Annotated in this window: 23 protein-coding genes; 4 read left to right on the top strand and 19 right to left on the bottom strand. The window is 65.5% G+C overall.

All coding sequences use genetic code 11. From position 1 onward, the window contains the following. Nucleotides 1-299: 299 nt before the first annotated feature. The 8 genes from ACFZAI_RS11965 to ACFZAI_RS11930 form a co-directional block, all read right to left on the bottom strand. The gene (locus ACFZAI_RS11965; RefSeq protein ID WP_391567046.1) at nucleotides 300-1,283 is read right to left on the bottom strand and encodes an ABC transporter ATP-binding protein; all 984 of its coding nucleotides are present in this window, start codon (nucleotides 1,281-1,283) and stop codon (nucleotides 300-302) included. After that, nucleotides 1,273-2,313, bottom strand: a complete 1,041-nt coding sequence (locus tag ACFZAI_RS11960; protein WP_391567045.1) for an ABC transporter ATP-binding protein — start codon at nucleotides 2,311-2,313, stop codon at nucleotides 1,273-1,275. The genes ACFZAI_RS11965 and ACFZAI_RS11960 overlap by 11 nt, the downstream gene beginning before the upstream one ends. Beyond that, nucleotides 2,310-3,797, bottom strand: coding sequence for an amidohydrolase family protein (locus tag ACFZAI_RS11955; RefSeq protein WP_391567044.1), 1,488 nt, complete (start codon nucleotides 3,795-3,797; stop codon nucleotides 2,310-2,312). Before ACFZAI_RS11955 ends, ACFZAI_RS11960 begins: the two co-directional genes overlap by 4 nt. Beyond that, nucleotides 3,797-5,005 carry an amidohydrolase family protein gene (locus ACFZAI_RS11950; RefSeq protein WP_391567043.1) on the bottom strand — a complete coding sequence of 403 codons (1,209 nt, stop codon included), beginning with the start codon at nucleotides 5,003-5,005 and terminating at the stop codon, nucleotides 3,797-3,799. The genes ACFZAI_RS11955 and ACFZAI_RS11950 overlap by 1 nt, the downstream gene beginning before the upstream one ends. 27 nt (nucleotides 5,006-5,032) lie before the next feature. Beyond that, nucleotides 5,033-5,935, bottom strand: coding sequence for an ABC transporter permease (locus ACFZAI_RS11945; protein ID WP_391567114.1), 903 nt, complete (start codon nucleotides 5,933-5,935; stop codon nucleotides 5,033-5,035). Nucleotides 5,936-5,987: 52 nt separating this feature from the next. After that, nucleotides 5,988-6,980: an ABC transporter permease gene (locus tag ACFZAI_RS11940; RefSeq protein ID WP_391567042.1), complete on the bottom strand. Its 993-nt coding sequence runs from the start codon at nucleotides 6,978-6,980 to the stop codon at nucleotides 5,988-5,990. Between the two features lie 88 nt (nucleotides 6,981-7,068). Beyond that, nucleotides 7,069-8,646 (bottom strand): ABC transporter substrate-binding protein, encoded by a 1,578-nt coding sequence (locus ACFZAI_RS11935; RefSeq protein WP_391567041.1) that lies wholly within the window; start codon nucleotides 8,644-8,646, stop codon nucleotides 7,069-7,071. 82 nt (nucleotides 8,647-8,728) lie between these two features. Next, complete coding sequence (locus ACFZAI_RS11930) at nucleotides 8,729-9,481, bottom strand: aspartate/glutamate racemase family protein (protein ID WP_391567040.1); 753 nt, start codon at nucleotides 9,479-9,481, stop codon at nucleotides 8,729-8,731. Nucleotides 9,482-9,729: 248 nt separating this feature from the next. On the opposite strand from ACFZAI_RS11930, the gene ACFZAI_RS11925 reads away from it, so the two are divergent. Continuing rightward, a complete protein-coding gene (locus tag ACFZAI_RS11925; RefSeq protein WP_054423383.1) occupies nucleotides 9,730-10,449 on the top strand; it encodes a GntR family transcriptional regulator in 720 nt (239 codons plus the stop codon). An 81-nt stretch (nucleotides 10,450-10,530) separates the two neighbouring features. Here the strand turns inward: ACFZAI_RS11925 and ACFZAI_RS11920 are convergent, their stop codons facing one another. Next, nucleotides 10,531-10,821, bottom strand: coding sequence for a DUF3579 domain-containing protein (locus ACFZAI_RS11920; protein WP_013392635.1), 291 nt, complete (start codon nucleotides 10,819-10,821; stop codon nucleotides 10,531-10,533). A 189-nt stretch (nucleotides 10,822-11,010) separates the two neighbouring features. On the opposite strand from ACFZAI_RS11920, the gene ACFZAI_RS11915 reads away from it, so the two are divergent. Together ACFZAI_RS11915 and argF are read left to right on the top strand one after the other, a co-directional pair. After that, on the top strand, nucleotides 11,011-12,192 hold the full coding sequence (locus tag ACFZAI_RS11915; RefSeq protein ID WP_391567039.1) for an aspartate aminotransferase family protein: 1,182 nt from the start codon (nucleotides 11,011-11,013) through the stop codon (nucleotides 12,190-12,192). Between the two features lie 56 nt (nucleotides 12,193-12,248). Beyond that, nucleotides 12,249-13,190, top strand: a complete 942-nt coding sequence (argF, locus tag ACFZAI_RS11910; RefSeq protein WP_054424607.1) for an ornithine carbamoyltransferase — start codon at nucleotides 12,249-12,251, stop codon at nucleotides 13,188-13,190. An 81-nt stretch (nucleotides 13,191-13,271) separates the two neighbouring features. Here argF and ACFZAI_RS11905 read toward each other — a convergent pair whose 3' ends face one another. The 5 genes from ACFZAI_RS11905 to ACFZAI_RS11885 are packed head-to-tail and all read right to left on the bottom strand — an operon-like array spanning nucleotide 13,272 to nucleotide 17,139. Beyond that, a complete protein-coding gene (locus tag ACFZAI_RS11905) occupies nucleotides 13,272-14,123 on the bottom strand; it encodes an alpha/beta fold hydrolase (protein ID WP_391567038.1) in 852 nt (283 codons plus the stop codon). Nucleotides 14,124-14,155: 32 nt separating this feature from the next. Continuing rightward, nucleotides 14,156-14,719, bottom strand: coding sequence for a hypothetical protein (locus ACFZAI_RS11900; protein ID WP_391567037.1), 564 nt, complete (start codon nucleotides 14,717-14,719; stop codon nucleotides 14,156-14,158). A 12-nt stretch (nucleotides 14,720-14,731) separates the two neighbouring features. Beyond that, nucleotides 14,732-15,262: a carboxymuconolactone decarboxylase family protein gene (locus tag ACFZAI_RS11895; RefSeq protein ID WP_391567036.1), complete on the bottom strand. Its 531-nt coding sequence runs from the start codon at nucleotides 15,260-15,262 to the stop codon at nucleotides 14,732-14,734. A gap of 2 nt (nucleotides 15,263-15,264) precedes the next feature. Further along, on the bottom strand, nucleotides 15,265-16,218 hold the full coding sequence (locus ACFZAI_RS11890; RefSeq protein ID WP_391567035.1) for a Bug family tripartite tricarboxylate transporter substrate binding protein: 954 nt from the start codon (nucleotides 16,216-16,218) through the stop codon (nucleotides 15,265-15,267). A gap of 54 nt (nucleotides 16,219-16,272) precedes the next feature. Next, nucleotides 16,273-17,139, bottom strand: a complete 867-nt coding sequence (locus tag ACFZAI_RS11885; RefSeq protein ID WP_391567034.1) for an amidohydrolase family protein — start codon at nucleotides 17,137-17,139, stop codon at nucleotides 16,273-16,275. Between the two features lie 99 nt (nucleotides 17,140-17,238). Between ACFZAI_RS11885 and ACFZAI_RS11880 the strand changes: the two genes are divergently transcribed. Continuing rightward, nucleotides 17,239-18,165 (top strand): LysR substrate-binding domain-containing protein, encoded by a 927-nt coding sequence (locus ACFZAI_RS11880; RefSeq protein ID WP_391567033.1) that lies wholly within the window; start codon nucleotides 17,239-17,241, stop codon nucleotides 18,163-18,165. Nucleotides 18,166-18,231: 66 nt separating this feature from the next. Here the strand turns inward: ACFZAI_RS11880 and ACFZAI_RS11875 are convergent, their stop codons facing one another. The 5 genes from ACFZAI_RS11875 to ACFZAI_RS11855 are packed head-to-tail and all read right to left on the bottom strand — an operon-like array spanning nucleotide 18,232 to nucleotide 26,230. After that, nucleotides 18,232-19,611, bottom strand: a complete 1,380-nt coding sequence (locus tag ACFZAI_RS11875) for a heavy metal sensor histidine kinase (RefSeq protein ID WP_391567032.1) — start codon at nucleotides 19,609-19,611, stop codon at nucleotides 18,232-18,234. A gap of 24 nt (nucleotides 19,612-19,635) precedes the next feature. Next, nucleotides 19,636-20,322 carry a heavy metal response regulator transcription factor gene (locus tag ACFZAI_RS11870; protein WP_054423390.1) on the bottom strand — a complete coding sequence of 229 codons (687 nt, stop codon included), beginning with the start codon at nucleotides 20,320-20,322 and terminating at the stop codon, nucleotides 19,636-19,638. A 40-nt stretch (nucleotides 20,323-20,362) separates the two neighbouring features. After that, the gene (locus ACFZAI_RS11865; RefSeq protein WP_391567031.1) at nucleotides 20,363-23,545 is read right to left on the bottom strand and encodes an efflux RND transporter permease subunit; all 3,183 of its coding nucleotides are present in this window, start codon (nucleotides 23,543-23,545) and stop codon (nucleotides 20,363-20,365) included. After that, the gene (locus ACFZAI_RS11860; RefSeq protein WP_391567030.1) at nucleotides 23,542-24,726 is read right to left on the bottom strand and encodes an efflux RND transporter periplasmic adaptor subunit; all 1,185 of its coding nucleotides are present in this window, start codon (nucleotides 24,724-24,726) and stop codon (nucleotides 23,542-23,544) included. The genes ACFZAI_RS11865 and ACFZAI_RS11860 overlap by 4 nt, the downstream gene beginning before the upstream one ends. A gap of 4 nt (nucleotides 24,727-24,730) precedes the next feature. Further along, on the bottom strand, nucleotides 24,731-26,230 hold the full coding sequence (locus ACFZAI_RS11855) for an efflux transporter outer membrane subunit (protein ID WP_391567029.1): 1,500 nt from the start codon (nucleotides 26,228-26,230) through the stop codon (nucleotides 24,731-24,733). Between the last annotated feature and the right edge of the window lie 111 nt (nucleotides 26,231-26,341).

Raw genomic sequence — 26,341 nt, 5'->3', positions numbered from 1 at the left:
CCTAAGGAAACAAATCTCCCCCGCTGACGTCAGATTGCAACTGACGGAGCCCGGGGTGTCGGGGGCCTGGGGTGCGCGGGGCGTCGATAAGCCCGAGGGAATCTGAAGGAACCCGCCGAAGGCGGGTGACGAAGATGACGACGGGGAAGTCCGGAGCGAAGGCTCCGGACCGCAATCGTTGCCCCGCGCACCCCAGGCCCCCGACACCCCGGGCGTCACAAGAACCCAATACCAGCAGAGAACCCAATACCCCCAGACAACCCAGCACCACCAGCCAACCCAGTACCACTAAAAAAACCCTAAGCCGCCACAGCCCGAACCCAATTCACCGCATGGCACCGTACCTGCCGCCCCGCCACGACACTCACCTCCGGCACGTCTATGCGGCACTCATCCCTTGCTTCCGGACACCGGGGATGAAACGTGCATCCCGTTGGCGGTTGGATCGGATTTGGCACCTCTCCCCCCATCGGCTCCCGATCCCGCCTGGGGTCTTCCAGATCGGGAATCGTGTCCAGCAACATCCGCGTGTACGGATGCTGCGGGGCGTCGAATAGCTGATCCGCGGGCGCCTGTTCGACGATTCTTCCCAGGTACATCACCGCCACGTTATCCGACACATGGCGCACCACCGACAGGTTGTGGCTGATGAACACATACGTCAGCCCGAACTCCTTTTGCAAGTCGCCCATCAGGTTCAGAATCTGCGCCTGCACCGATACGTCCAGCGCGGACGTGGGTTCGTCGCAGACCAGAAATTCCGCTTCCGTCGCCAACGCCCGGGCAATCGAAATACGCTGTCGTTGACCGCCCGAGAACTCATGCGGAAAGCGCCCCGCGTCGCTGGCGGACAAGCCCACCAGTTCAAGCAGCTCGTCCACGCGGCGGCGCGTTTCGGCGGGCGTGGGCCGCAAGCCCAGCGTGATGATGGGTTCGGCCACGATGTTGCCCACCCGCCAGCGCGGGTTCAGGCTCGCGTAGGGGTCCTGGAAAATCATCTGCGGGTAGAGCACGCCGCCTGAACGGTTGCGGCCATACGCGAGCTTGCCGCGCGTGGGCGCAACCAGGCCCACCAGCAGCTTCGCAAGCGTCGACTTGCCGCAACCCGATTCGCCTACGATGCTTAACGTCGTGCCTCTTGGCACGGCCAGCGACACGCCGTCCACCGCCTTCAGCATTTGCGCCGGTTGCCGTGACAGCGTGCGTTCCAGCCAGGGCGGCGACACATCGAACCAGCAGGCCAGGTCATCGGCCCGCAAGAGAAAATCATCGTTACGCGGCATGGGCGACGCCTCCTTGATGCAGCCAGCACGCGCTGACCGTCGCGCCGGTTGGCGATGGCGCGAGCGCCGGGCGTGTCTGTGCGCAGCGCGGGCCCGCCAGCGTGCAGCGGGGATGAAACGCGCAGCCATCGGGCATGGCGTGCAAGCGCGGCATGGCGCCGTCGATCTGGTTCAGGCGTGCTGCGCGATGACGCAAGCCGGGAATGGCGTTCATCAAGCCTTGCGTGTAGGGATGCCCCGGCCGGCGCAACACGTCCAGCACCGGGCCGATCTCCACAATGCGGCCCGCATACATCACCGCCACACGGTCAGCCGTTTCGGCAATGACCCCCATGTCGTGCGTCACCAGCAGCACCGACGTGCCCTGCTCGCGGCACAGCCGGCGCAGCAGCGCGGTGATCTGCGCCTGCACCGATACGTCCAGCGCCGTCGTCGGTTCATCGGCGATGATCAGCGCCGGCCGCGCGGCCAAGGCCAGCGCAATTACCACGCGCTGACGCATGCCGCCAGAGAACTGGTGCGGATAGTGATCAATGCGCTTGTCGGCTGCGGGAATGCCCACCGCCAGCAGCAGCTCCAGCGCACGCGCGCGGGCGGCCGCCGCGGACGACTTGTCGTGGTGGCGAATGGTCTCGACCAGTTGGTCGCCCACCGTGAACAAGGGGTGCAAGCTTGTCAGCGGGTCTTGAAAGATGGCGCCGATTTCTTTGCCGCGCAGACGCTGGCGCGCCTTGGGCGGCAGGTTGTCGATGCGTTTGCCCGCCAGATGAATCTCGCCGCCGCCCAAGCGGCCGGGCGGCTCCAGCAGGCCAATCACCGCCATCCCGGTCAGGGACTTGCCCGCGCCGGACTCGCCCACCATGCCCAGGATTTCGCCGGGCTGGATATCGAAACTGATGTCGCGCGTGGCGACCAGCGTGCCGTGGCGCGTGGGGAATTCCACCGACAGGCCGCGCACGGACAACGTCGGAATGCCGGCCTGGCCGGCCGAAGCGGGCGGCTGCGTGTTGTTGGGAACAATGGCCATCATGACGGGCTCCTTGCGGGACGCGGATAGCTTGAGGAAAAAATCTGTTCCACCGGGGGATGCCCCCAGGTGCGGTCGGGATAGCGTGCGACCAGGCCGTCGAACTGCGCCTGCGCCTGCTCTTGCGCCAGGCGGGCGTCAAAGCCGGGGATGTGGCCGTCGATCATGACGAAGCGGCCATCGATGATCACCTGCGACACATCCCGGCCGCTGCCGCTGACCATCAAGGTCTGGATCGGGTCGATCATCTGGCCGTTGCGGTCATGCGAGAAGTCGAACACCACGATGTCGGCCTTGGCGCCCACGACCAGGCGGCCCAGGTCTGGCCGCCCCAACGCATTGGCGCCGCCCACCGTGGCGGCGTCGTAATAGTCTTCGGAGCGCACGGCTTCGGTCGAACCGTCGGCCACGCGGCACAGCATCATTCCTACCTGCATGTTCAACACCATGTCGGGCGGCCAGGTGTCCGTGCCCATGCCGATGTTCACCCCTTGCTTGCGATACCGCGCGAAGGACTCCAACGCCGCGCCATGGCGTGCGGATACCAGCGGGCAATGCACGATGCTGGCGCCGGCGTCGCGGATGATGTCGAGATCACGCCCCGGGCGATCAATATGGCGCGACCCCGACACATACGTGCCATGCGGCAGCAGCGCGCGCTCGGACAGAAAGCCCAGGCTGTGCAGCCATTCCGGCGGACTCATGCCGTGCTGCTCCACGACCAGGTCATACTCCAAACGCGATTGGCAGCAATGCAGTCGGATCGGCATATCGCGTTCACGCGCGGCGGCGGCTGACGCACGCAACAAGTCCGGCGTACAGGTTTCGATGCGGTCGGGCGACAACATGGCGCGCACGCGGCCATCGTGGCGCCCGTCGATCTCGTCGCAAAACGCCAAGGCGTCGGACAGGCCCGCCATGCCGCGCGCCTCGTCGTAGTGGCAACGGATCTTGCCTTCGGCATCCACGTACGTGTGGCCGCTGCGGTACGCCGGCCCCAGGTACACGCGCAAGCCCAGCTCGCCTGCGGCGTTGGCCGCCGACAGGAACTCTTCGCGGGTCTCGCCCCAGACGCGATAGAACAGCGATGCAATCGGCAGCGCCGTGGTGATGCCGTTGCGGATCAGCTGCGCAAACGCGTAGCGCTTCTGAAACGCCAATTCGGCGGGGGTATACATTTCATACGGCCCGCGCTTCATATAGCTGTCGGGCCAAATGCGGCCTTTGCGCCACGCGGGCGAATTGTCAAAGCCCAGGATGGTGGTGTCCAGATCAGACAAGGCGTCCAGGTCTACGAAGCCCGGCCCGATCACCGCGCGGCCGTAATCGTGGCGGCGCGCCACCGGCCCCGGATAGCGGTGGCCTACGTAGACGATGCGGTCGCCCTCGAACACGACTTCACCATTTTCATACAGGCAGTGGCGGCCGTTCTCGTGGCCCACCACCCAACGGGCCGTCAGCAGGATGGGGCCTTCGGCGGCGGGCATCACGGCGCCTCCACCAATGCGCGGCCATCGCGCGCAACCACGCGGCCGCGCTTGACGACCCGTTTCCTTACCGGACGCGCCACGATGGCCTCGGCCACGGTCTCGGCTTGCACCAACACGAAGTCGGCATGGCAGCCTGGCGCCAGCCCGTAGTCGGCCAACTTCATGACGCGGGCGTTGCCATAGGTGGCCACGTCCAGCGCCAGCGCCAGCTCGTCGTCGCGGCGGAAGTTGTTGCGCAGGCCCACCAGCATGGTGCGTTCCAGCATGTCGGGTTTGCCGTAAGGGCCCCAGGTGTCACGCATGCCATCGTTACCGGTACAGACCGTGACGCCCGCCGCGCGCAGGCTCGCCACATGCGGCACCGGGCGCGACGCCGAGCCCGTTGTCATGATGTGCACGCCCGCCTTCAGCAGCCCCTCCGTCAGCGCCTGCACCGCCTGCGTGTCGGGCATGCCCAGACAGAACGCGTGCGACAAGGTGACCTTGCCCTGCATGCCCAGCGCCAGCACGCGGTCTATCGTCATCTGCATGGAGAACGCGCCCAGCTCGCCGGCCTCGTGCAGGTGGATGTCGATGGGTTTGCCGTGTTTTTCGGCCAGCCCGAAGATGGCGTCCAGATGGCCCTTGGGATCGCGGTCCATGCCGGCCGGGTCCAACCCGCCCACCACTTCCGCGCCCATGCGCAGCGCCTCGTCCATCAGCGCAAGCGTGCCGGGGCGAATCAGCAACCCGCTTTGCGGAAAGGCGACGAGCTCCACGTCGATCTGGTCACGGTATTGTTCACGCGCGCGCATCACGCCTTCGATGGCAGCCAGGCCGATATCCGTGTCTACATCCACATGGCTGCGGATATGGCTGGTGCCATCGGCGATGGACATCACGATCTGCCGCGCCGACTGCCGGTACGGATCAATGCCCAAACGCTTCTTTTCGGCGCGCTCGTTTTCGATCTTGTCGATCAGCCGCGGCCCGACCTCGTTGCGATACCAGGGCATGCCGTACATCGTCTTGTCCAGATGCGCGTGGGCGTCGATCAGCCCGGGCAGCATCAGCGCGCCGCCCCCATCCTCCACCAGCACGCCTTCCAGCGGCAAGCCGCACAGCGCCGGGTTGCCCACTGCCTGAATTCGCCCGTCGCGCACCAGCACCGATGTCAGCTCGCCACCGGCCGGACGGACGTTCGTATACAGCGTTGCGTTTTCCATGCTTCAACCTTTATTCAACAGCGCGCCTCAGCGCAAACGGGGGTTCAGCGCATCGCGCAGCCAGTCGCCCAGCAAGTTCACCACCAGCACAATCAGGCTCAGATACAGGGCGGGAAACACCACCACCCACCATTGCCCCGAAAACAGGAACTGGTTGCCCAGGCGAATCAAGGTGCCCAGCGACGGTTCAGTCGGCGGCATGCCCACGCCCAGAAAGCTCAACGTGGCCTCGATCAAAATGGCCAGGCCCAGGTTCAGCGTGGCCGTCACCATCACCGGCGTCAGCGTGTTGGGCAGGATGTGCGTGAGCATGATGCGCATCGAGCTCACGCGGATCAGCCGCGCCGCCTGCACATATTCCTTGCCGCGCTCAACCAGCGCCGACGCCCGCACCGTGCGCGCGTACTGCACCCAGTTCGTCATCGAGATCGCCAGGATCAGGATCACCGCTGACAACGTTTCGCGCAGGCCCGGCGGCAACAGCTGGCGGAACACCGCCGTCACCAGGATGGCCACCAGAATGGTCGGGATGCTAAGCAGCGTGTCGCCCAGGCGCATCAGCGCGTTATCGACCCAGCCGCCGAAGTAGCCGGCCGCCAAGCCCACCATCAGCCCGATCGCCAGCGACAACACCACCGTCGCCAATCCAATGACAAGCGACATGCGCGAGCCATACAAAATGGCCGACCACACATCGCGGCCTTGCGTGTCGGTGCCAAGCAGAAACTGCGGGTCGGCGCCGTCCACCCAGAACGGCGGCAGCTCGGCGTTCAGCAAGTCCAGCTGCGCCAGATCGTAGGGGTTCTGCGGCGCAATCCACGGTGCGAACACGGCCAGCAGCACCACCACCAGCAGCACGATGCCCGCGCCCATGGCCACGTAATCGTTCCGCAGGCTCCACCACAGATCGCTTTGCAGGAAACGCGACATGCGGCTTTGCGCGCCGCCCTTGAAGGGCTTGGAGGCGGATCGGGTAAAGGGATTAGTGAGCATTTGCGCCTCCTTTGACGTGCTGGCTGCGCAGGCGCGGGTCAACCACGCCGTACATCATGTCGACCAACGTGTTCAGCGCCACGAAGATGAAAGACACGATCACCAGATAGGCAGCCATGACGGGAATGTCCACGAACATGACCGATTGGATGAACAACAGCCCCATGCCCGGCCACTGGAAGACGGTTTCCGTGATCAGCGCAAAGGCGATCAGGTTGCCGATCTGCATGCCCGTCACGGTGATGACGGGCATCAGACAGTTGCGCAGCGCCAGCCGGAAATGCACGATGCGGTTCGGCAGGCCGCGCGCGCGCGCGAACTTGATGAATTCCGTGCGCAGCGTTTCCAGCATCTCGGCGCGCACCAGCCGCATGATCAGCGTGATCTGGAACAACGCCAGCGTGATCGACGGCAGCACCAGCGCGGCCCGGCCCGATGGCGTCAACAAGCCCGTGGACCACCAGCCGATCTTCACCGTTTCGCCCCGGCCAAAGCCTGGCAGCCAGCCCAGCTGCACCGAAAAGATCAGGATCAGCATGATGCCGACCACGAAGCTGGGCAGCGAAATGCCCAGGATGGACACAAACTGCAAGGCCTGCGCCACGCGGGACTTGCGGTAGATGGCCGTCAGCACGCCCAGCGGCACGCCGATGACGAGCGACAGCAGCGTCGCCATCATCACCAGTTCAAATGTGGCGGGAAAGCGTTCGGCCACCAGCGCGAACACGTCCTGCTGGTTGCGGTACGAAATGCCGAACTCGCCTTGCGCCGCGTTCGTGACGAAGTGCACAAACTGCATGCCTACCGACGCGTTCAGGCCCAGCCGTTCGCGCAGCTCGTCGCGCTGCGTCTGCGAGGCCTGCTCGTTCAGCATCATGTCGACGGGGTCGCCGACAAAGCGGAATATCACAAAGGCCAGCAACGCCACCGCCAGCATCACGCCAACCGCGTTGAAGACCCGTCTAACAATGAACGCCAGCATGTGTGGCTCCCTTCAAACCCGATGTCAGACTCTGGCGGCAGCGCCCGGCTTCAGACGCCGCCCCCGCTCATACGCCGCGCGCGGCGCGCTACTGCATGCGCACCGTCCACAGGCGCGCCTTGTTGTCCGGCATTTGCAGCACGTCGCCCACCTTGTCGCCCACGGCCCAGGCCATTGGCTGCTGGTGCAGCGGCAGGAAGCGCACGTCGTCATGCAGGGTTTGCAACACCTCGGACATCATCTGGATGCGCTTTGGGCGGTCCATCTCGGCCGCGGCCGCATCGATCTTGGCGTCAAGCGCGGCATCACCCCACTGCCCCCAGTTGAAGACGCCGGCGGGGCCGGTGCGGCTGTGCATCACTTGCAGCAGAATCGACAAGGCATCAATCTGCGGCTCGTTGGCCCAGCCGTGGATGGTGATGTCGAACTCGCCGCGCGAACGCTTCGGGTTCTGCAACGAACGCGGCCCGCTGGCGAGCGACGCCTTCACGCCAATGCGCGCCCACATCGACGCGGCGGCCTGGCACAGTTCTTCCTCGTTGACGAACATGTCGTTCGAACACAGCAGCGACACCGTGAAGCCATCGGGATACCCGGCATCCGCCAACAGCGTCTTGGCCTTTGCGGCGTCAAACGGCAAGCGCGCTTCCTGCTTGGCCTCGTAGCCCGGAATCGACGGCGCCACCAGCGCGCCCGTGCTGCGCGACAGGCCGCGCATCACGCGCTTTTGCAAAAGGTCGGGCGACAACGCCATGTACAGCGCCTGACGCACGCGCAGGTCTTTCAGCGGGTTCTTGTCGGTGATGTTCGAACCGACGAGCTTGTCGCCCAGGTTGAAGCCGAAGTACAGCGTGCGCAACTCGGTCGATGCCAGCACCTTGACGTTGGACGCGGCGCGCAGGCGGTCCAGATCCTGCAAGGGCGCGTTCTCGGTGAAGTTGATGTCGCCCGACAGCAGCGCGGCAACCCGGGTGGGCGCGGACGCGATGGGGGTGAATTCAATGCGGTCCAGGTTATGGCGGGGCTTGTCCCACCAGTCTTTGTTCACGACAAGCACGGTGCGCGTGTCCGGCCGGTACGACTCCACCTTGAACGGGCCAGTGCCGTTGGCGTTGTGCGTGGCGTAGCCCTCGATCTTCTTGGCGGCGTCCGTCGGCTTGGTGCTGTTGTTGTCCACCAGCCACTGGCGGTTGAAGATGAAGATGTTGGTCAGGTCGTTCAGCATCAGCGGATACGGATGCGTCATTTCGATGTCGACGGTGAAGTCATCCACCTTGCGCACGGCTTTGAAGGCCGGCAGGTTGCCCTTCAAGGGCGACGCGTCATCCGACACGCGGGTCATCGACGCCACGACGTCGTCCGCCGTGAACGGCGCGCCGTTGTGGAACTTCACGCCCTGGCGCAGCTTGAAGCGCAACACGGTGGGCGATGTGGCTTCCCAGGATTCGGCCAGCGCCGGCGTGATGTTGAATTTGTCGTCGTAGCGGATCAGCGCTTCGTACACATGGTTGAGAAACGCCAGGTTGAACGTGCTGCCGTAGGAATACGGGTCCAGCGAATCCAGGTCGCGCGCGGCGCCCCACTTCAGCGTGTTGGCGGCCGAAGCCCCCGAGATGGCCGACAACGCGATCACGGCGCCGGCTGTCCATTTGAGCAACGTCTTCATGGCTGCAACTCTCCCTTGTCTATCGGTTTTCAATACCGGTTTGATGTCGCCAGGGGCAGGCCCGGCGCAATGTGTGAAGTGATCACGCCGGGGCGAACTGGCGTTGCGCGCGGTCCAGCGAGGCCAGCGCCAGCACTTGCGCCAGCGCGGCGCGGTAGGAATCGATGATGGGTACGGCCGGTTTCTGCGGCAGCACGGGCAGATAGCCCGCCAGCGCCGCGCCCGCCACGATCACCACGTCGGCCCCCTGCGCCACGGCGGCATCCAGCGCGCGGCTGACCTCGGCGGCGGACTCGGGCGTGCGCGACACGTAGTCCAGCGCGTTGCCCGGCAAGGCGATGATGCCGGCGCAGCGGGCGTCCAGACCCAACTGGCGGATCTGTTCGCGCAGCATGCCGGGCCAGCGCTGCCCGACGGTCACGATGGCGTAGCGGTCGCCGCGCTGCATGGCGGCCATGATGGACGCTTCGGCCATGCCCACCACGGGCACATTCAAGGTTTCGCGCACGGCGCCAATGCCGGGTTCGCCAAAACAGGCCAGCAGGCAGGCATCGAAAGGCGCCTTGGCCTGCGCCACTTCGCGCTCCACGGTTTCCAGCACGGCGTGGGCGGCCACGGCGGCTTCCACGCGGCTGGCGATATAGGCCGGGCCGAACACGGCGGTCACCGCATGCACATGAGCGGCGCCGTCGAAGAACGCCCGGGCTTGGCCGGCCAGACTGGCGGTCAGGTCAGACGTGGTGTTGCCGTTGACCACCAGCAGGCGGTAGGGCTGAAAGGCGGTCGGATTGATCGCGGGCGGATCAAGGACGATGGCGTCGAGCGTGGCTGGCATGAAACAGACCTCTGTCGGTATGTATACAAACACATGGCTTAACTCCTGAAGTCCTTAGCCATTTTGTATAAATGTTTGTATACGATTTATGCCGACAATGTACGCGCTTCAAATCAGCCTTCAAGCTATCGCTAACCCTTACCGTCAGCTGGTGTATGCTTGCCTACACCCCGCAGAGCGCGCCGGCAGCGAATGCCGGACCCCTCCCATTACAACGAAAATGCGCATGCACAGGAGCCAATAAGACGATGACAACCCTCGCGCCGCCGGCCAACGAGCCTGCCAAGAAAGACACAAATCGCAGCGAAATCGTATACATAAATTTGCGCCGCGCCATCATCGAGCAGGCGCTGCTGCCCGGCGACAAGCTGCCCGAAGACATCATCGGCGAGCGTTTCGGCGTCAGCCGGACCATCGTGCGGGGGGTGCTGACGCGGCTGTTCAGCGAAGGGCTGGTCGATTTACGGCCTAACCGGGGCGCGGCGGTCGCGCGCCCGAGCCTGGAAGAAGCGCACGATATTTTCGAAGCCCGCCGCTGCCTGGAACGCGACGTGGCGCGCCGGCTGCTGCAACACATCACCGAAGCCGGGCTGACGCGGCTGGCGCAGCATGTGAAAGAAGAGGAAGCCGCCCGCAAGCGCAACAGCACCAATGAATCCATCCGGCTGTCGGGCGAATTCCATATCCTGATGGCCGAGCTCTCGGGCAATGCGGTGTATGCGCGCTACGTGAACGAGATTGTGTCGCGCTGCTCGCTGATCCTGGCGCTTTACGGCCGGCCGCATTCCAGCGAATGCGCGGTCAGCGAACACATGGAAATCGTGGAAGGCTTGCGTGCGCGCGACGAGAAGCATGTGCTGCATCTGCTGGAGCACCATCTGGAATCCGTCACCGCGCGCGCGCTGCTCAGCACGGATGGCGCAGGCGTGCGGGATATCCGCAAGATCCTGGATCGATACGGCACGTAGGGGCTAGCCCGCCCGATGGGCGTGCCGGTTCCCCCGAGAATGAGAAAAGCGCCCGGTCGGGGCGCTTTTTCGTTCTTGGGCCTAGATTTCGCGTTCTTCCGTCTTGAGGTTGTTGTCGCGAGCGAAATCCACCACGAACTTGTACGCCAGCGGTTCCAGGTCGCGCAAACGCAGGTCGACCACGATTCCGCGCACGCCGTCGATAACGACGGGCAGCACATAAGGCGAATAGGTGAGGTGGTTACCAGCACAGCCGGCGGGCCGGAACTGTGCCATTACGCCAGCGAGCCGCTCCGCCCAATCGCTGGGGCGGAATCGGCTACCGCTTTCGGTAACGCCATGAATTACGAATTGTCTGACGCGAGTTGCCATGAGTTCTTCACTACAGCGCGCCTTTCACGAAAGCCGGATCTTCGGCGTGATCAAACATGCGCCCTGCGCCGCGAATTGTATATGATTGATCCTTTGCCCTCTTTCAAAAGCCGTTTCTCCCAGGGAATCGCGCCTGAACCTATCGAAAAGAGGGCCGCTTTTTTTGGTAATCCCCCAGGAGGAGCCGCAATGACCTCGCCTCTGGCCAATATTTATGCCCGCCTGCCGGTTGCGTTCACGCACGGCCAGGGCGTCTGGTTGTGGGATGCCGAAGGCCGAAAATATCTGGACGCGCTCGCCGGCATCGGCGTGTCGTGCCTGGGCCACGCCCATCCGAAACTGGTTGCCGCCATCAGCGAGCAAGCCGCGCGCGTCATCCACACGTCGAATATCTACGAAGTGCCTCAGCAGACGGCCTTGGCCGCCCGGCTCACGGCCTTGTCCGGCATGCAGGAAGTCGCGTTCAACAACAGCGGCTCTGAAGCCAACGAAGCCGCCATCAAGCTGGCGCGCTACTACGCCTACCAGCGCGGCAACAAGCACGCCCACATCATCACCATGGACTCGTCCTGGCATGGCCGCACGCTGGCCACGCTGGCGGCCACCGGCAGCGACAAAGCCCGCAAGGGTTTCGAACCCCTGCCCTCGGGCTTCATCCAGGTTCCCTACAACAATCTTGACGCCGTGCGCGAAGCGGGCGACGCCGAACCGCGCACCACGGCGGTGCTGCTGGAAGTGCTGCAAGGCGAAGGCGGCATACGCCCGTCCGACATCGCCTATCTGCAAGCGCTGCGCCGCTTGTGCACCGAGCGCGGCTGGCTGCTGATGATCGACGAAGTGCAGTCCGGCATCGGCCGCACCGGCAAATGGTTCGCCCACCAGTGGGCAGACATCGTGCCGGACGTCATGACGCTGGCCAAGGGCCTGGCGGGCGGCGTGCCCATTGGCGCGATGCTGGCCGCTGGCCCCGCCGCGGGCGTCTTCACGCCGGGCAGCCATGGCACGACCTTCGGCGGCGGCCCGCTGGTGTGCGCCGCCGGGCTTGCCGTGCTGGACACGCTGGAATCCGAAAACCTGCTGCACAACGCCCACACCGTGGGCGACTACCTGAAAGACAAGCTGGCCAGCGCCCTGTCAGGCACCCCAGGCGTGACCGAGGTGCGTGGCCGGGGCCTGATGCTGGGCATCGAGCTTGCGCGCCCCTGCGGCGTACTGGCGCTGCGTGCGCTGGAAGCCGGCCTGCTCATCAACGTCACGCGCGACCGCGTCATCCGTATGCTGCCGCCCCTGATCCTGAACCATCAAGAAGCGGACCAGATCGTCAACACGCTGGTTCCGCTCATCCAACAGTTCCTGGCCGAAAAACCATAATCAACGTCCCGCCCGGGCCACGAGCCTGGCGGGACCCAATGACCTGCGACATCACCATGACTCCTCCCACGACTCAAAACGGCCCGTTGCGGCATTTTCTTCAGTTCAAAGATTTCTCGCCCGCCGAGATCGCCTACGTGCTGGACCGCGCGCGCCTGATCAAAGAAAAGTTCAAGCGCTACGAACCCCACATGCCGCTGCACGACCGCACGCTGGCGATGGTGTTTGAAAAGGCCAGCACCCGCACCCGCGTGTCGTTTGAAGCCGGCATGTACCAGATGGGCGGATCGGTCATCAACCTGACCTCGAACGATTCGCAGCTGGGCCGCTCGGAACCCATTGAAGACACCGCGCGCGTCATCTCGCGCATGGTCGACATTGTCATGATCCGCACGTTCGAGCAGACCCGCATCGAGCGCTTCGCTTCCCACTCGCGCGTGCCGGTCATCAACGGCCTGACCAACGAATTCCACCCGTGCCAGATCCTGGCCGACATCTTCACCTACATCGAGCACCGCGGCCCCATCGCCGGCAAGACGGTGGCCTGGGTGGGCGACGCCAACAACATGGCCTACACGTGGCTGCACGCGGCTGAAATGCTGGGCTTCACGCTGCATGTGTCCACGCCGGCCGGCTACGAGCTTGAAGCCTCGCGCATCGGCACGCCGTCCGCCAAGGTGCTGCGCCAGTTCAAAGACCCCATGGAAGCCTGCAAGGGCGCGCACCTGGTCACGACCGACGTCTGGACCAGCATGGGCTACGAAGCGGAAAACGAAGAACGCCGCGCGGCGTTTGCCGACTGGTGCGTGGACGCCGAAATGATGGCCGCGGCCGACGCCGAAGCCGTCTTCATGCACTGCCTGCCCGCCCACCGCGGCGAAGAAGTCACCGGTGAAGTCATCGACGGCCCGCAAAGCGTGGTCTGGGACGAAGCCGAAAACCGCCTGCACGTGCAAAAGGCGCTGATGGAATTCCTGCTGCTGGGCCAACTGAAGTAAGCCCGCTGAACATGGCAAAGGGCCTGGATGTCTTTCGATATCCAGGCCCTTTCTGTTTCTTTCGTTGCTTGGCGGCAGCGATCAGCGCAGCGTGCGTTCCCACGCGGCGATGGCGTCCACGACCGCTTGCGGCTTCTCGGGCACCAGCGCATGCCCTGCCCCATCAATCACCACCACCGACACCCGGCTGCCGAATTCATCGCGGATTTCGTTGCGCGTGGCGGGCGGCTTGAACAAGTCCAGCTCGGCCTGCAAATCCAGCAGGGGCTTATTGCCGCCCGACCACCAATCGGATTGCTGAGTGGCCTTGCCCGCCAGACGCTGGCTTTCACTGACCGCGGGATACCAGCCGTTGAGCCACATGCGTGCGTCGTTAGCCGGCGCGAAGAACGCGTACTGAATGGACTTCAAGCGTTCGGCGTCCGGCAGCGACAGCTCGGCGCTGCGGTCCACGTGTTCGCTCAAGCCCTTGGGATACTGCTTGGCCGCGGCGGCCACGATGACGACGCCGCGCACCAGTTCGGGGTGATCCACGCCCGTCGTGCGCGCCACCCAATTGCCAAAGGCATGGCCCACCATCACAACAGGCTGGCGCGCCACGTTGCGAATCACCGCGGCTTGATCTTCGGCCAGATCATGCAGCGTGATGCCGGACATCGGCCCCGTGCTGCCGCCGATACCGCGCGGCTGCGGACGCAATACGCGGTAGCCGGCTTGCACGAAACGGTCGGCCAGCTCATCGAAATCTTCCGCGCCACGGCCGCGCGACGGCAGCAACACCAGCGCCGGGCCAGCCCCCTGGTCCAGCACTTCGATGCTGGCGCCGTTGCCCACCACCACATTCACGCGTTTGGGCGCATCGGCCAACGCGGGGCTGGCGGCCACGGCCGCGCACGACAGCGTCAAGCCGCTTAGCAAGAACTTCATCATCATGTCTCCTCGGTTCGGGTCTGCGCCCGCTGCGTTTACAGGATTTTGCGGAACATCGTCCGGCGCGTATTGCGAAACGACGGGCGCACGCGGCTGCTCCAATCGGTGGCGCGCACCGCCAGCCACGGCGGGCTGCCGAAGGTTTCGCGCGTGTGCAGGTCGTAGCAGGCCAGATAGCGCGGCGCTTCGTCGCGGCATTCATATCGCATCGCGCGCACCGTGCCAGGCACCGACGCCAGACCCGGCAAGTGTTCCTGGTCGTACCAGGCGTTCAGATCGGCTTCGGCCTCGGGCACGACATCGGTTTCAACGATGTAGTGCCACGGCGCATCCTGCCCGGCCGATGCGCCCGCCAAATCCAGCGTCTGATGCAGCACGCGCACCCGCGCACCGGGAAAGCTTTCCGCCAGACGCGCCTGAATCTCGGGCAACGCGTCCGGCGCGCCGCGCAGATACACGTAGGTGTCTTCCTCTTCCAGCGCGGCAAATGCACTGACGGACACGCCCGTCAGCCCCTGCGTCAAACGTTGGGCCATATCCGCCGCGCGCGCTTCGTCAAAGCGCTCGCCCAGCGACACCAGCAATACCGATTCCTGCACGGTCTTCTCCTTTCAGTGGCCGACGCGCAACGCGACAAGGAAGCGCGACACCATGTTGTACGCCCCCACCGTGGCCGCCAGCTCGACCAGTTGCGTGTCATCGTAGCGTGCGCGCAAGGGTGCGAACACGGCGTCCGGCACTTCAATGTCGCGCGTCATGGCGTCGGTCAGCGCCAGCACCTCGGCCTCGCCGGGGGCCAGCCCTTCGACGGCATCGGGCGCAGGGTTGCTGCGCAGCGCATCGATCACCTGCTGCGGCATGCCGCCCGCCAGCGCATGCGGCACGTGCGCATCGAATTCATAGGGCGCGTTGTTCAACGTCGCCACACGCAGAATGATCAGCTCGCGCAAGCGCGGCGCCAGCGACGTCTTCTGGCGGATGGCGGTCAGCATGGCCTCCCAGCCTTCGACCACGGCCGGGCTGTTCAGCAGCACCTGATACAGCGGTGAAATCCGGCCGCGCGCGGCGCTGATGCGCGCCTCAAGCGTGGCCAGTTCCTGACGGGTGCCCGGTTCAACGGGCGCGACTCGGCTTGCGCTCATGCTTACTCCGGACGAATGTTCTTGCGCTGGATCAGCGCGGTCCACTTGTCGCGGTCGGACGCGATCAAGGCGGTCAGTTCCTGCGGCGAGCTGGGCGCCGCCTGCGCGCCGAACTTCTCAAGCTTGGCGCGCACGGCTTCATTGCCCAATGCGGCGCGCACGGCCTGGTTCAGCTTGTCGACGGTGGCGGCCGGCGTGGACGCGGGGGCCACGATGCCATACCAGTTGTTCGACTCGACGCCGGCAATGCCCTGCTCGGCCAGCGTCTTCACGTCCGGCAACAGCGGGTGGCGCGTGGGCGCGGCAATGCCCAGCGGCTTCAGCTTACCGCCCTGGATGTGGCCGATCAGGCCCGGCACGTCGCCAAAGAAACCGGCAACCTGATTGCCCATCACGTCGTTGATGACGGGCGCGGCGCCCTTGTACGGCACGTGCAGCACGTTGGCCTTGCTGGCGTCGGCAAACATTTCCATCGTCAGATGCGGAATGCTGCCGATGCCCGACGAGCCAATCGCCACCGACTGCGACGCGGCTTGCGACTTCTTCACGAAATCGGCGGCGTCGGTGGCCGGGTTGGACGGGTTCACGACAAACACGGTTGCGTTGTTCACGACCTTGGACACGGGCGCAAAGTCGCGCACCGGGTCGTAAGGCAGGTCTTTGTACAGCGCCGGGCTGATCGCCACCGCGCCCACGCTCGTCAGGAACAGCACCGAGCCGTCGCCCGGCGCCTTGGCCACATAGGCCGCGGCAATGTTGCCGTTGGCGCCGGCCTTGTTTTCAACGATGACCTGCTGCTTGAGCTCCTTGCCCAATTGCTCGGCCAACACACGCCCCACCAGGTCCACCGGCCCGCCGGGCGGGAACGCGATGATCAGGCGAACGGGGCCATCGGCATGCGCTGCGCTGAACGCAGCCAGGCTCAGCACGGTGGCCGAGATGATTTTCTTGAACATGGTGTCTCCTCAATGAATGAATTTTTTATGGCCTGACGATCCTGCGTCTGCCGATTACTGAAATCCGTACAACCGGGCCGGGTTGTCGACCAGCACGCGCTGGCGCAAAGCCGCGTCGGGGCACGCTTGGAAGAACGTATCGACCAATTCGCCGTCGTCGGGCATGTCGCCCGCCACGTTCGGATGCGGCCAGTCGGTGCCCCACAAGGTGCGGCCGGGCATGGCGTCGATCAGGGCGCGCACAAACGGAATGCCTTCGGCGTAGGGCCGTTTACCCGACGAGATGCGATCAATGCCCGACACCTTGACCCACGCTTGCGGCACATCCGCCAGGCTGAGCAAGGCGCGCATCGCGGGCGAATCCAGGCCATCGGCCGCCTTCAGCCGGCCCATGTGGTCCACGACGAACGGCACCGGCAACGCCAGCAGGCGCGGCAGCAAGTCGGGCAGCATGGCGCCGTCCACATGCAGGCACAGATGCCAGCCGAGCGGCGCAATCAGCGACACGACATGGTCGAACACCGCAGGCTCCGGCGCACCCCCAAGGTGCGGCACGAAATTGAATCGCGCCGCGCGCACGCCGCCGTCGTGCAATTGCTTGACGCTGTCGGCCGTGGCGTCCGCGCCCAACAACGCCACGCCCCGATAACGGCCGCCGCTTTGCGCCAGCGCATCCAGCAAGGCGCTGTGGTCCGAGCCATGGCAATTGGCCTGCACCACGACCGCTCGCTCAATGCCCAGATGCGCGTGCAAGGCCGCCATCTTTGCGTAGGGCGCATCAGGCGGCGTGTACGAGCGCCCCTCGGCGTACGGGAACACATCGCCCGGCCCGAAGACGTGGCAATGCGTGTCGCACGCGCCAGGGGGCAAGGCGTGGCGGGGACGGGAAGGCGACGCAAGCGGAGGGCGGCAATCTGGCACGGGCGAATTCCTGCGGGGGAAAACCGACATCGTCCCGGATTGCGGGCTGGCTAACAATGCTATATCTTTGATTTCAGATATAGAAAAACCATATATCAGATGGACCTCAAGCAAATCGAATACTTCGTCAGGGTCGCCGAGCGGCGCAGCTTCTCGCGCGCCGCCGAAATGCTGGACGTGGCCCAACCCACGCTCAGCCGGCAGGTGCGCCTGCTGGAACTCGAACTGGGCCAGCATCTGCTGTACCGCAACGGCCGCGGCGCGGAGCCCACCGAGGCCGGCCTGCGCTTTCTGGAACACGCCCGCGCGTTGCTGACGCTGGCCGAACGCGCCAAGGAAGATTTGCAGACGCTGCGGGAAACGCCCACGGGCAAGGTCGTGGTGGGCCTGCCGCCGCGCATTGCGCGCGTGCTGACGCCCCCGCTGGTGCAGGCGTTTCGCCGCAGCTTCCCTGATGCGTCCATCGCGGTCGCCGAAGGCCTGAGCGCCCAGGTGCGCGAATGGCTGCTGGCGGGCCGGGTCGACCTGGCCCTGCTGTATGACCCCGCGCCCTCGCCCCAACTGGCGTATGAATCGCTGTTTCGCGAAGACCTGGTGCTGGCCGCCGCGGCCGCGCATCAGCCGCCGCTGCCCGCGCGCGTGGCCGTGGCGCAGCTGGGCAATTACCCGCTGGTGCTGCCCAGCCTGCCCAACGCCATCCGCACCTTGGTTGAAAGCGTGTGCCGCGCGCAAGGCGTGCGGCTGAAGGTGGCCGCCGAGGTGGACGCGGTGCAAACCATTGTCGAGCTCGCGGCCCAAGGCGACGCGTATGCCATCTTGCCGCGCTCCGCCGCGCAAGGCCCAGCCGCCGAACACGCGCTGTCGCTATGCGATATCGGGTCGCCCAAGATCACCAATAACCTGGTGCTGGCCAGCGCCCGCCATCGGCCGGCCACGCGGCTGGCCACCGCAACGGGCCAGATGATCCGGCAATTGAAGCTCGCGGAATTGTTCCAACCTGCGGGCCAGGCGCGCCGGGCGGGGTAGCGACAACGGCTACGGCAGAAGGTGCGAACACCGCGGACACTGCGGCCACTGCAATCATTACCGCCGTTACGGCCGCGCCTCGACGCTGAACGCCACGCGCGTGGTGCCGCCTTCGCTGCTGGCGGACACCGCGCCGCCATGCATCAGCGCCACCGCCTTCACGATTGCCAGCCCCAGGCCGTGGCTGTGCTCCACGCCATCTCCCCGCCGCGCCGCATCCACGCGGTAAAAGCGCTGGAACAGGTGCGGCAGATGCGCGGCGTCGATGGCCGGCCCCGCGTTGCTGACGGCAACCTCCAAGCGGTCGCCCTGGCGCTGGATATCGATGCCGATCTCGGCGCCCGGCTGCGAATACTGGATAGCGTTTTGCAGCAGGTTGGTGACGGCGCGCCGGAACAATGCCGTGTCGATCAGCGCGCTGGCCTCGCCGTCGCCCTCGATGCGCACCCGCATGCCGGCTTCGTCCAGCAGGAACTCAAAGAACTCCGCCGTCTTGCCGACCTCATCCGCCAGCACCGCGTGGACCCGTCCGCTGGCGGCTTCGCCCTGGTCTGCGCGCGCCAGGAACAGCATGTCATTGATCATGGCGCGCAAGCGGTCCAGCTCTTCCAGATTCGATTGCAGCACCTCTTGCAGATCATCCGCGCTGCGCGGGCGCGACAAGGCCACTTGCGTCTGGCCGATCAGGTTCGTCAGCGGCGTGCGCAGCTCGTGGGCGACATCCGCATTGAATCCTTCCAGCTGGTTGTATGCGCCCTCCAAGCGCGCCAACGCGCCGTTGAACGACGTGGCCAGGTCTTCCAGTTCCACCGGCAACTCGGCCATGCTGAGCCGCTGAGACAACGCGCTGGGACGCAGCGCGCGCGCCTCGGCAGACAGCCGGTTCAAGGGCCGCAGCCCCAGCCGCGTCACCCAGAACCCCAGCAGCGCCACCAGCAGAATGGCCGTCAGCGACAGGCCCGCCATCGCCCACAGCAGGTAGCGCAGCGTATGCGCATAAGGCGCGGAGTCCATGCCGACGATCAGCCGCACCGGCGGCCGCGCCAGATACGCGTCGACCGTCACCGTCAGCGTGCGCAGCGCGTAGTCGCGTTCGGGCAAGGTGATCTTGCCAAAGCCGTCGGGGTGACGTTCCAGGCTGCTGATATCGGCCAGGCCCTTGCCATATTCGTAGGCGGGGTCGTCCGACAGCACCCAGAAGCGCAAGCTGCCATCGGCGGGCGTCAGGGTGTCGAGCTTGGTCTTGAAGCGGCCCCAGCGGTCAAGGTCGCCGCTGCGGGCCAGCGAATAGCTGACCTCTTGCGCCGTCGTGCGCAGCGCGTCTTGCTGGATGCGGTCAAGCTGGCGGTCCAGCACGCCGTAGAGCGCCACCCCGGTCAGCGCGAACGTCACCGCCGCCGCTACCGCGTACAGAATGACCAGCCGGGATTTCAGTGACGTCTTCATGAAGGGAGCTTCATCGTTCGCCCATCATGGCGCGGCCGCCTCGTCGCGCAGCTCCAGCACATAGCCCATGCCGCGTATCGTGTGCAGCAGGCGCCGGCCAAAGGGTGCGTCCACCTTGCCGCGCAGCCGCTTGATGGCCACTTCCACCACGTTCACGTTGCTGTCGAAATTCATGTCCCAGACCAATTCGGCTATCGCCGTCTTGGACAGGATTTCGCCCTGGCGGCGCGCCAGCACGGCCAGCAACGCGAATTCCTTGGCGGTGAGGTCCAGCCGCGTGCCGGCCCGCCAGGCCTTGCGGCTGATCAGGTCGATCTGCAAATCGCCAATGCGCAGCTGCACGGGTTCTTGCGCGCGGCCGCGCCGGGTCAGCGCTTGCAGGCGCGCCAGCAATTCAAGAAAGGAAAATGGCTTGACCAGGTAATCGTCGGCCCCGTCGTGCAGGCCGCGTATGCGGTCTTCGACGCCGTCGCGGGCGGTCAGCATGATGACGGGCGTCTGCCGCACCGTGCGCAGCGAGCGCAGCACCGCAAAGCCGTCCATGCCGGGCAGCATGGCGTCCAGCACGATCACGTCGTAATCGTGCTCCAGGGCCAGGTGCTGGCCGTCAATGCCGTTATGCGCGACATCGACCGTGCAGCCCTGCTCGCCCAAGCCTTTGCGCAGGTAATCCGCCGTCTTCAGTTCGTCTTCGACTATCAGGATTTTCATGTGCCGCCCCGCAAACGCTACGGTTGACCGCTATTTTGACTCAAGTCCGCCCGGCGCTGCGCGCCTTCGCCTGATTCGCCATCGTCACCTGCCCCGCCTTGCTTGCCGCCCGCGCCGCCTTGCGTTCCATGTACCAGTAATGCGCCCGGTCCAGATACAGGTAGACGACCGGCGTCGTGAACAAGGTCAGCGCCTGCGACACGATCAGGCCGCCCACCATCGCATAGCCCAGCGGCCGGCGCAGTTCCGACCCCTGGCCGTGGCTCAGCATCAGCGGCAGGCCGCTAAGCAGCGCGCACATCGTCGTCATCATGATGGGCCGAAAGCGCAAGACGCAAGCCTGGTAGATGGCCTCGGCCGGCGCCATGCCGTGCTCGCGCTCGGCGGTCAGCGCAAAGTCGATCATCATGATGCCGTTCTTCTTCACGATGCCAATCAGCAAGATGATGCCGATCAGCGCGATGACGCTCAGGTCATATCCGCCCAGCATCAGGATCAGCAGCGCGCCCACCCCCGCCGACGGCAAGGTCGACAAAATCGTCAGCGGGTGGATATAGCTTTCGTACAGCAGGCCCAGCACGATGTAGACGGCGATCAGCGCGGCTGCAATCAGGTACGGCTGCGTCGACAACGAATCCCCAAACGCCTTGGCCGTGCCTTGGAACGCGCCCGTCAGGCTGGCCGGCGCCCCCATCTGGTTTTGCGCCTGCTGAATCGCCTGCACGGCGCTGCCCAGCGACGCGCCCGGCGCCAGGTTGAACGAAATGGTCACCGCGGGAAACTGCCCCTGGTGGCTGATCGACAGGTACGCCGTCTTGTCCGTGTCCAGCTTCACGAAGGTGGACAGCGGCACCTGCTGCCCGGTCAGCGGCGACGTCAGATAGAGCTTGGAAAACAGGCTCGGGTCTTGTTGCAGCTTGGGCGTCACTTCCAGAATGACGTGGTAGCTGTTGATCTGCGTGAAGTACTGCGCCACCTGGCGCTGGCCGATCGCGTCATAGATGGTGGCGTCGATCAGCGCCGGTGAAATGCCGAACGACGACGCCCGCGCGCGGTCTATCGTCAGCGAGGCCGTGGCCGCGTTGTTCTGCTGGTCCGAGGCCACATCCGTCAGCTGCGGCAACTTGCGAAACGCCGTCAACAGTTTCGGCGCCCAGACGTTCAGCTCGTCCAGGTTGGAATCTGTCAGCGTGTACTGGTACTGCGTGCGCGACAGGCGTCCGCCCACGTTGATGTCTTGCCCCGCCTGCATGAACAGCGTCACGCCTTCAAGCTTGGCCAGCTGCGGACGCAGCCGCCCGATCACTTCATCGGCAGACGCCGTGCGGCCTTCGTCCTTGGGTTTCAAGCCGATATAGAAGTTGCCGGTGTTGTACGTGCTTTGGCTGCCGTTGAAACCAAAGCTGGCGATGTCCGGATCTTGCCGAATGACCTCGGCCATCTGGATCATGCGCTGGTTCATCAACGCGAAAGAGGAATCCTGCGCCGACTCCGCAAAGCCGAAGATAAAGCCCGTGTCTTGCTGCGGAAAGAAGCCTTTCGGGATCACCACGAACAACACCACCGTGGACGCCACCGTGGCCAGGAACACGCACAAGGTGGCGAACTGGTGCCGCAGCACCAGCTTCAGCCCGCGTTCGTAGCCGTGCAACATGGCGTCAAAGCCGCGTTCAAACAGCTGGTACAGCCGGCCGTGGCGCTCGCCGTGATGGTTCTTCAGATAGCGCGAGCACAGCATCGGCGTCAACGTCAGCGACACCAGCACCGACACCACGATGGCCAGCGTGACGGTCACGGCAAATTCGCGGAACAGGCGGCCGACGATGCCGCCCATCAGCAACAACGGAATGAACACGGCGATGAGCGACACCGAGATCGACACGATGGTGAAGCCGATTTCGCCCGCGCCCTTGTACGCGGCTTCCAGCGGCGACATGCCGGCCTCGACATGGCGGTACACGTTTTCCAGCATCACGATGGCGTCGTCCACCACGAAGCCCACCGAGATCGTCAGCGCCATCAACGACAGGTTGTCCAGGCTGAAGCCCACCACATACATCATGGCGGCGGTGCCCATCAGCGCCAGCGGCACCGTCACGCAGGGAATCAGCGTGGCCGGCACGTTGCGCAGGAACAGAAAGATCACCAGCACCACCAGCAGGATGGTCAGCGTCAGCGTGAACTCCACATCCGTGACGGACGCACGGATCGTCTGCGTGCGGTCGATGATGGTGTTCACATGCACCGAGGGCGGAATCGATGCCTCGAGCCTGGGCAACGCCGCGCGGATGCGGTCCACGGTTTCGATGACGTTGGCGCCCGGCTGCTTGCTGATCTGCAACACGATGGATCGGCCGTTGGTGATCGTGTTGTCAGGCGGCGAGGCCTTGCCCGCGTAGGCCCAGCCGGCCAGCTTGGTGTTCTCGGGGCCGTCCACCGCCACGCCCACATCGCGCACCCGGATGGGCGCGCCATTGCGGTAGGCCAGCACCATGTCGTTCCACTGCGCGGCCGACAGCAACTGGTCGTTGGTATAGGTCGTGAAGCTTTGGCGCGCGCCGTCGATGGTGCCCTTGGGCTGGTTGACGGTGGTGGTGGCGATTACGCCGCGGATGTCTTCCAGGCTCAAGCCCAGCGCCGACAGCTTGCCCGGGTCCACCTGTATGCGCACGGCAGGCTTTTGCTGCCCGCCGATGTTGACGAGCCCCACGCCGGATATCTGTGAAATCTGCTGCGCCAGAATGTTGTCGGCGTAATCATTCACCTGAATCAGCGGCAGCGTGTCGGACTGCACCGCCATCACCATGATGGGCGCGTCCGCCGGGTTCACCTTGCGAAACGTGGGCGGGTTGGGCAGGTTGGCCGGCAGTTGCCCGGTGGCGGCATTGATGGCCGCCTGCACATCCACCGCCGCCGAATCAATGCTGCGGTTCAGGTCGAACTGCAAGGTGATCTGCGTGTTGCCGATGGCGCTGACGGAAGTCATCTGCGACAAACCGGCGATCAGCGAAAACTGCCGCTCCAGCGGCTGCGCCACATTGGACGCCATGGTCTCGGGGCTGCCGCCCGGCAAGTTGGCCTGCACCTGGATGGTAGGAAAATCCACCTGCGGCAACGGCGCCACGGGCAACAGCGGCCAGGCCGCGATGCCCACCAGCAGAATCGCCAGCGCCAGCAGCGACGTGCCGATGGGCCGCTTGATGAAATTGGCCGAGATGCTCATTTCACATTCCCCGCAGGGGCCGGTGTGGCGGCAGGCGTAGCGGCCAGCTCACGCACCTTGCTGCCCGGTTTGATCTTGTACTGCCCGTCCACCACCACGCGCTGCCCGGCTGTCAGGCCGCTCTGGATAATCGCCAGGCCGTCCTGCATGCGCTCCACCGTGACCGCTTGCGGCTGCGCCACGCCGTTGTCGTCCACCGCGTACACGAAGGTGCCGGTCTGGCTGCGCTGCACGGCGGCCGCTGGCACGGTCAGCACGGTTTCATGCGCGTCCAGCACCAGCCGGGCGTTCACATACAAGCCGGGCCACAGCCGATGACGGGGGTTGTCGAACCGGCCCTTTAACTGCACGGTGCCGGTGGTGGTGTCGATCTGGTTGTTCAGCAGCACCAGCGTGCCCGTTTCCAAAGGTTCATTGCTGTCGCGCGCATACGCCACAACCGGCAGCGGCTGGCCCCGGTTCATGGCGGCGTTGATGGCGGGCACCGATTCTTCGGGCAGCGAGAACTGCACGGTGATCGGGTCGATCTGGTTAATCACGACCAGCCCATTCGCGTCCGCCGCGTGCACGATGTTGCCCGGGTCCACCAGCCGCGCGCCCACCCGGCCGGCAATCGGCGCCACGATGCGCGTGTAGTCCAGCTGCACGCGGGCGTAGCTGATCTGCGCGTCGTCGGTCTGGGTTGCCGCCTCTAGTTGCGCGACCAGCGCGCGTTGCGCATCCAGCGTCTGCTGCGTGGCGGCGTCTTCGCGCTGCAAGCGGGTGTAGCGTTGCAGATCAAGGCGGGCGTTCAGCAAGGTTGCCTGATCCTTCGCGCGCTGCGCCTGCGCCTGCGCCAGTTGCGCCTGCAACGCGCGCGGGTCGATATTGGCCAGCACCTGGCCTGCCTTGACGTCCTGCCCTTCCACAAACCCCACGCTGTCCAGCTGCCCATCCACCCGCGCCTTGACCGTGACGCTGGCGGCCGCCGTTACCGTGCCGACCCCGGTCAGATAACGCGCCACTTCCTGCTGCTGCACCCGCACCGTTGCGACAGGCACAACGGGGTCGGGCGTGGCGGGCGGCGCGCCCCGATCGCGCAACAGCAGCCACGCGGCCAGCACGCACACCGCAACGGCCAGCGCCACAAGCCCGGCGCGCAACCCGGCGCGCCGATGGGGGGAAGTCAACACTTGATCCATGGACTCACTCGTTCTGGGTAGTTGTGCTTGCGGCCTGCCCGGGGCCCGCCACCGCCAGCGCGGCGGCATCGGGCGTGTTCAAGGCGGCGGCGTTCCAGCCTCCGCCCACGGCCTTCACCAGCGCCACGCTGGCCACCAGCTGCCGGCCGCGCAGTTGCACCGCGGCGCGTTCGTTTGACAGGGTCAGCGCCTGCGCGACGGCCACGGTCAGAAAGGTGGTGGTGCCCGCGCGGTATTGCGCCAGGGCCAATTGCTCGCTCAAGCGCGAAGCGGCTACCGCGTCGTCCTGCACGCGCGCTTCATCGTCCAGCACGCGCAAGGTCGACAGGTTGTCTTCCACTTCCTGGAACGCGCCCAGCACCGTCTGCTTGTATTGCGCGGCGCTGGCATCGAATACCGCCACGGCCTGCGCGTCACGCGCTTTGCGCAAGCCGCCGTCGAACACGGTTTCGGCCAGCAGCGCGCCCAGCGACCAAACCCGGCCCGGCGCGTTGAACCACTGCGCGAAGCTGGCGGCGCCAAAGCCGCCGCTGGCCGACAACACCAGCGACGGAAAATACGCGGCACGCGCCACCCCGATGCCCGCATTGGCTGAGGCCACGTTGCGCTCGGCCGCGGCGATGTCCGGCCGCCGTTCCAGCAACGCCGACGGCAGGCCCGTAGGCACGGGCGGCGCCTGATACGTCCAGGGCTGGCTGGCCGGCAAGGCGGGCAGATCAAACTGCGCGGGCGTGCGCCCCGTCAGGATGGCGATGGCGTGTTCCAACTGGCTGCGCGACGCGTCCAGGTCGATGGACTGCGCCTGTGCCGTTTTAAGTTGGGCTTCGGCCTGCGCCACATCCGAGCGCAAGGCCACGCCCGCGTCGTACTGGCTTTGCGTCAGCTTCAACGTGCGCGCATAGGCTTGCAGCGTGCGGGCGTACAGCTCTTTTTCGCGGTCGACCGCCCGCAGTTGCAGATAATCCTGCGCCAGCGCGGCCTGAATGCTCAAGCGGGCGGCGGCCAGGCTGGCCTCGCTGGACTGGGTTGTGGCGTCGCTGGCCTCGACCTGGCGGCGCACCGCGCCCCACAGGTCGGGTTCCCACGACACGTCCAGCGCGGCGGCATAGCCATTGGACACCGCGGTCACGCCATTGCTTTTCGCGCGCGCCCGCTGGGCGGAAGCGCTGACGCCCACCGTAGGCCAGAAGCCAGCCCGCGCAGCGTCTGCGGCCGCCCGCGCCTGGCGGTACTGGGCCTGCGCCTGTTGAATCGTCTGGTTGGCGGCGTTGGCCTGGTCGATCAGCGCGTTCAGCGTGGCGTCGCCATACGCTTCCCACCAGCGCATATTGCCGTCGATCGCCCCGGGTTCGGCCGGCTTCCACGGGCCGGCTTCCTTGTAGGCGGCAGGCAGGTCCATCGCCGGGCGCGTGTAATCCGGCCCGGCCGCACAGCCGGCCAGTGCCAGCGCGGCCGCCAACCCTGCCCCCGCCCAACGCGGCCCCCTGCGATTTCCCGTGTTCATGTCGCGCGCCGGGTCCCCGGCCACTTGTGGATATGGCTCCACTGTAGAAACCGGTCCCGGACCCCACGCTGTCCGCATCCTGACAAAACGGACAGGTTCGCGGTCGCGGGC

The sequence above is a fragment of the Achromobacter sp. NPDC008082 genome, assembly GCF_042957345.1.
Classification (GTDB): Bacteria; Pseudomonadota; Gammaproteobacteria; order Burkholderiales; family Burkholderiaceae_B; genus Achromobacter; species Achromobacter kerstersii_A.
This window is presented reverse-complemented; position numbering and strand designations above follow the sequence as displayed.

Coding starts and splice junctions, on each gene's coding strand:
- ACFZAI_RS11905 (WP_391567038.1), bottom strand. CDS start 14,123: ATGATGATGAAGTTCTTGCTAAGCGGCTTGACGCTGTCGTGCGCGGCC.
- ACFZAI_RS11960 (WP_391567045.1), bottom strand. CDS start 2,313: ATGATGGCCATTGTTCCCAACAACACGCAGCCGCCCGCTTCGGCCGGC.
- ACFZAI_RS11930 (WP_391567040.1), bottom strand. CDS start 9,481: ATGCCAGCCACGCTCGACGCCATCGTCCTTGATCCGCCCGCGATCAAT.
- ACFZAI_RS11940 (WP_391567042.1), bottom strand. CDS start 6,980: ATGCTGGCGTTCATTGTTAGACGGGTCTTCAACGCGGTTGGCGTGATG.
- ACFZAI_RS11925 (WP_054423383.1), top strand. CDS start 9,730: ATGACAACCCTCGCGCCGCCGGCCAACGAGCCTGCCAAGAAAGACACA.
- ACFZAI_RS11945 (WP_391567114.1), bottom strand. CDS start 5,935: ATGTCGCGTTTCCTGCAAAGCGATCTGTGGTGGAGCCTGCGGAACGAT.
- ACFZAI_RS11860 (WP_391567030.1), bottom strand. CDS start 24,726: ATGGATCAAGTGTTGACTTCCCCCCATCGGCGCGCCGGGTTGCGCGCC.
- ACFZAI_RS11915 (WP_391567039.1), top strand. CDS start 11,011: ATGACCTCGCCTCTGGCCAATATTTATGCCCGCCTGCCGGTTGCGTTC.
- ACFZAI_RS11865 (WP_391567031.1), bottom strand. CDS start 23,545: ATGAGCATCTCGGCCAATTTCATCAAGCGGCCCATCGGCACGTCGCTG.
- ACFZAI_RS11895 (WP_391567036.1), bottom strand. CDS start 15,262: ATGAGCGCAAGCCGAGTCGCGCCCGTTGAACCGGGCACCCGTCAGGAA.
- ACFZAI_RS11935 (WP_391567041.1), bottom strand. CDS start 8,646: ATGAAGACGTTGCTCAAATGGACAGCCGGCGCCGTGATCGCGTTGTCG.
- ACFZAI_RS11855 (WP_391567029.1), bottom strand. CDS start 26,230: ATGAACACGGGAAATCGCAGGGGGCCGCGTTGGGCGGGGGCAGGGTTG.
- ACFZAI_RS11880 (WP_391567033.1), top strand. CDS start 17,239: ATGGACCTCAAGCAAATCGAATACTTCGTCAGGGTCGCCGAGCGGCGC.
- ACFZAI_RS11875 (WP_391567032.1), bottom strand. CDS start 19,611: ATGAAGACGTCACTGAAATCCCGGCTGGTCATTCTGTACGCGGTAGCG.
- ACFZAI_RS11890 (WP_391567035.1), bottom strand. CDS start 16,218: ATGTTCAAGAAAATCATCTCGGCCACCGTGCTGAGCCTGGCTGCGTTC.
- ACFZAI_RS11870 (WP_054423390.1), bottom strand. CDS start 20,322: ATGAAAATCCTGATAGTCGAAGACGAACTGAAGACGGCGGATTACCTG.
- ACFZAI_RS11920 (WP_013392635.1), bottom strand. CDS start 10,821: ATGGCAACTCGCGTCAGACAATTCGTAATTCATGGCGTTACCGAAAGC.
- ACFZAI_RS11955 (WP_391567044.1), bottom strand. CDS start 3,797: ATGCCCGCCGCCGAAGGCCCCATCCTGCTGACGGCCCGTTGGGTGGTG.
- ACFZAI_RS11950 (WP_391567043.1), bottom strand. CDS start 5,005: ATGGAAAACGCAACGCTGTATACGAACGTCCGTCCGGCCGGTGGCGAG.
- ACFZAI_RS11965 (WP_391567046.1), bottom strand. CDS start 1,283: ATGCCGCGTAACGATGATTTTCTCTTGCGGGCCGATGACCTGGCCTGC.
- argF (WP_054424607.1), top strand. CDS start 12,249: ATGACTCCTCCCACGACTCAAAACGGCCCGTTGCGGCATTTTCTTCAG.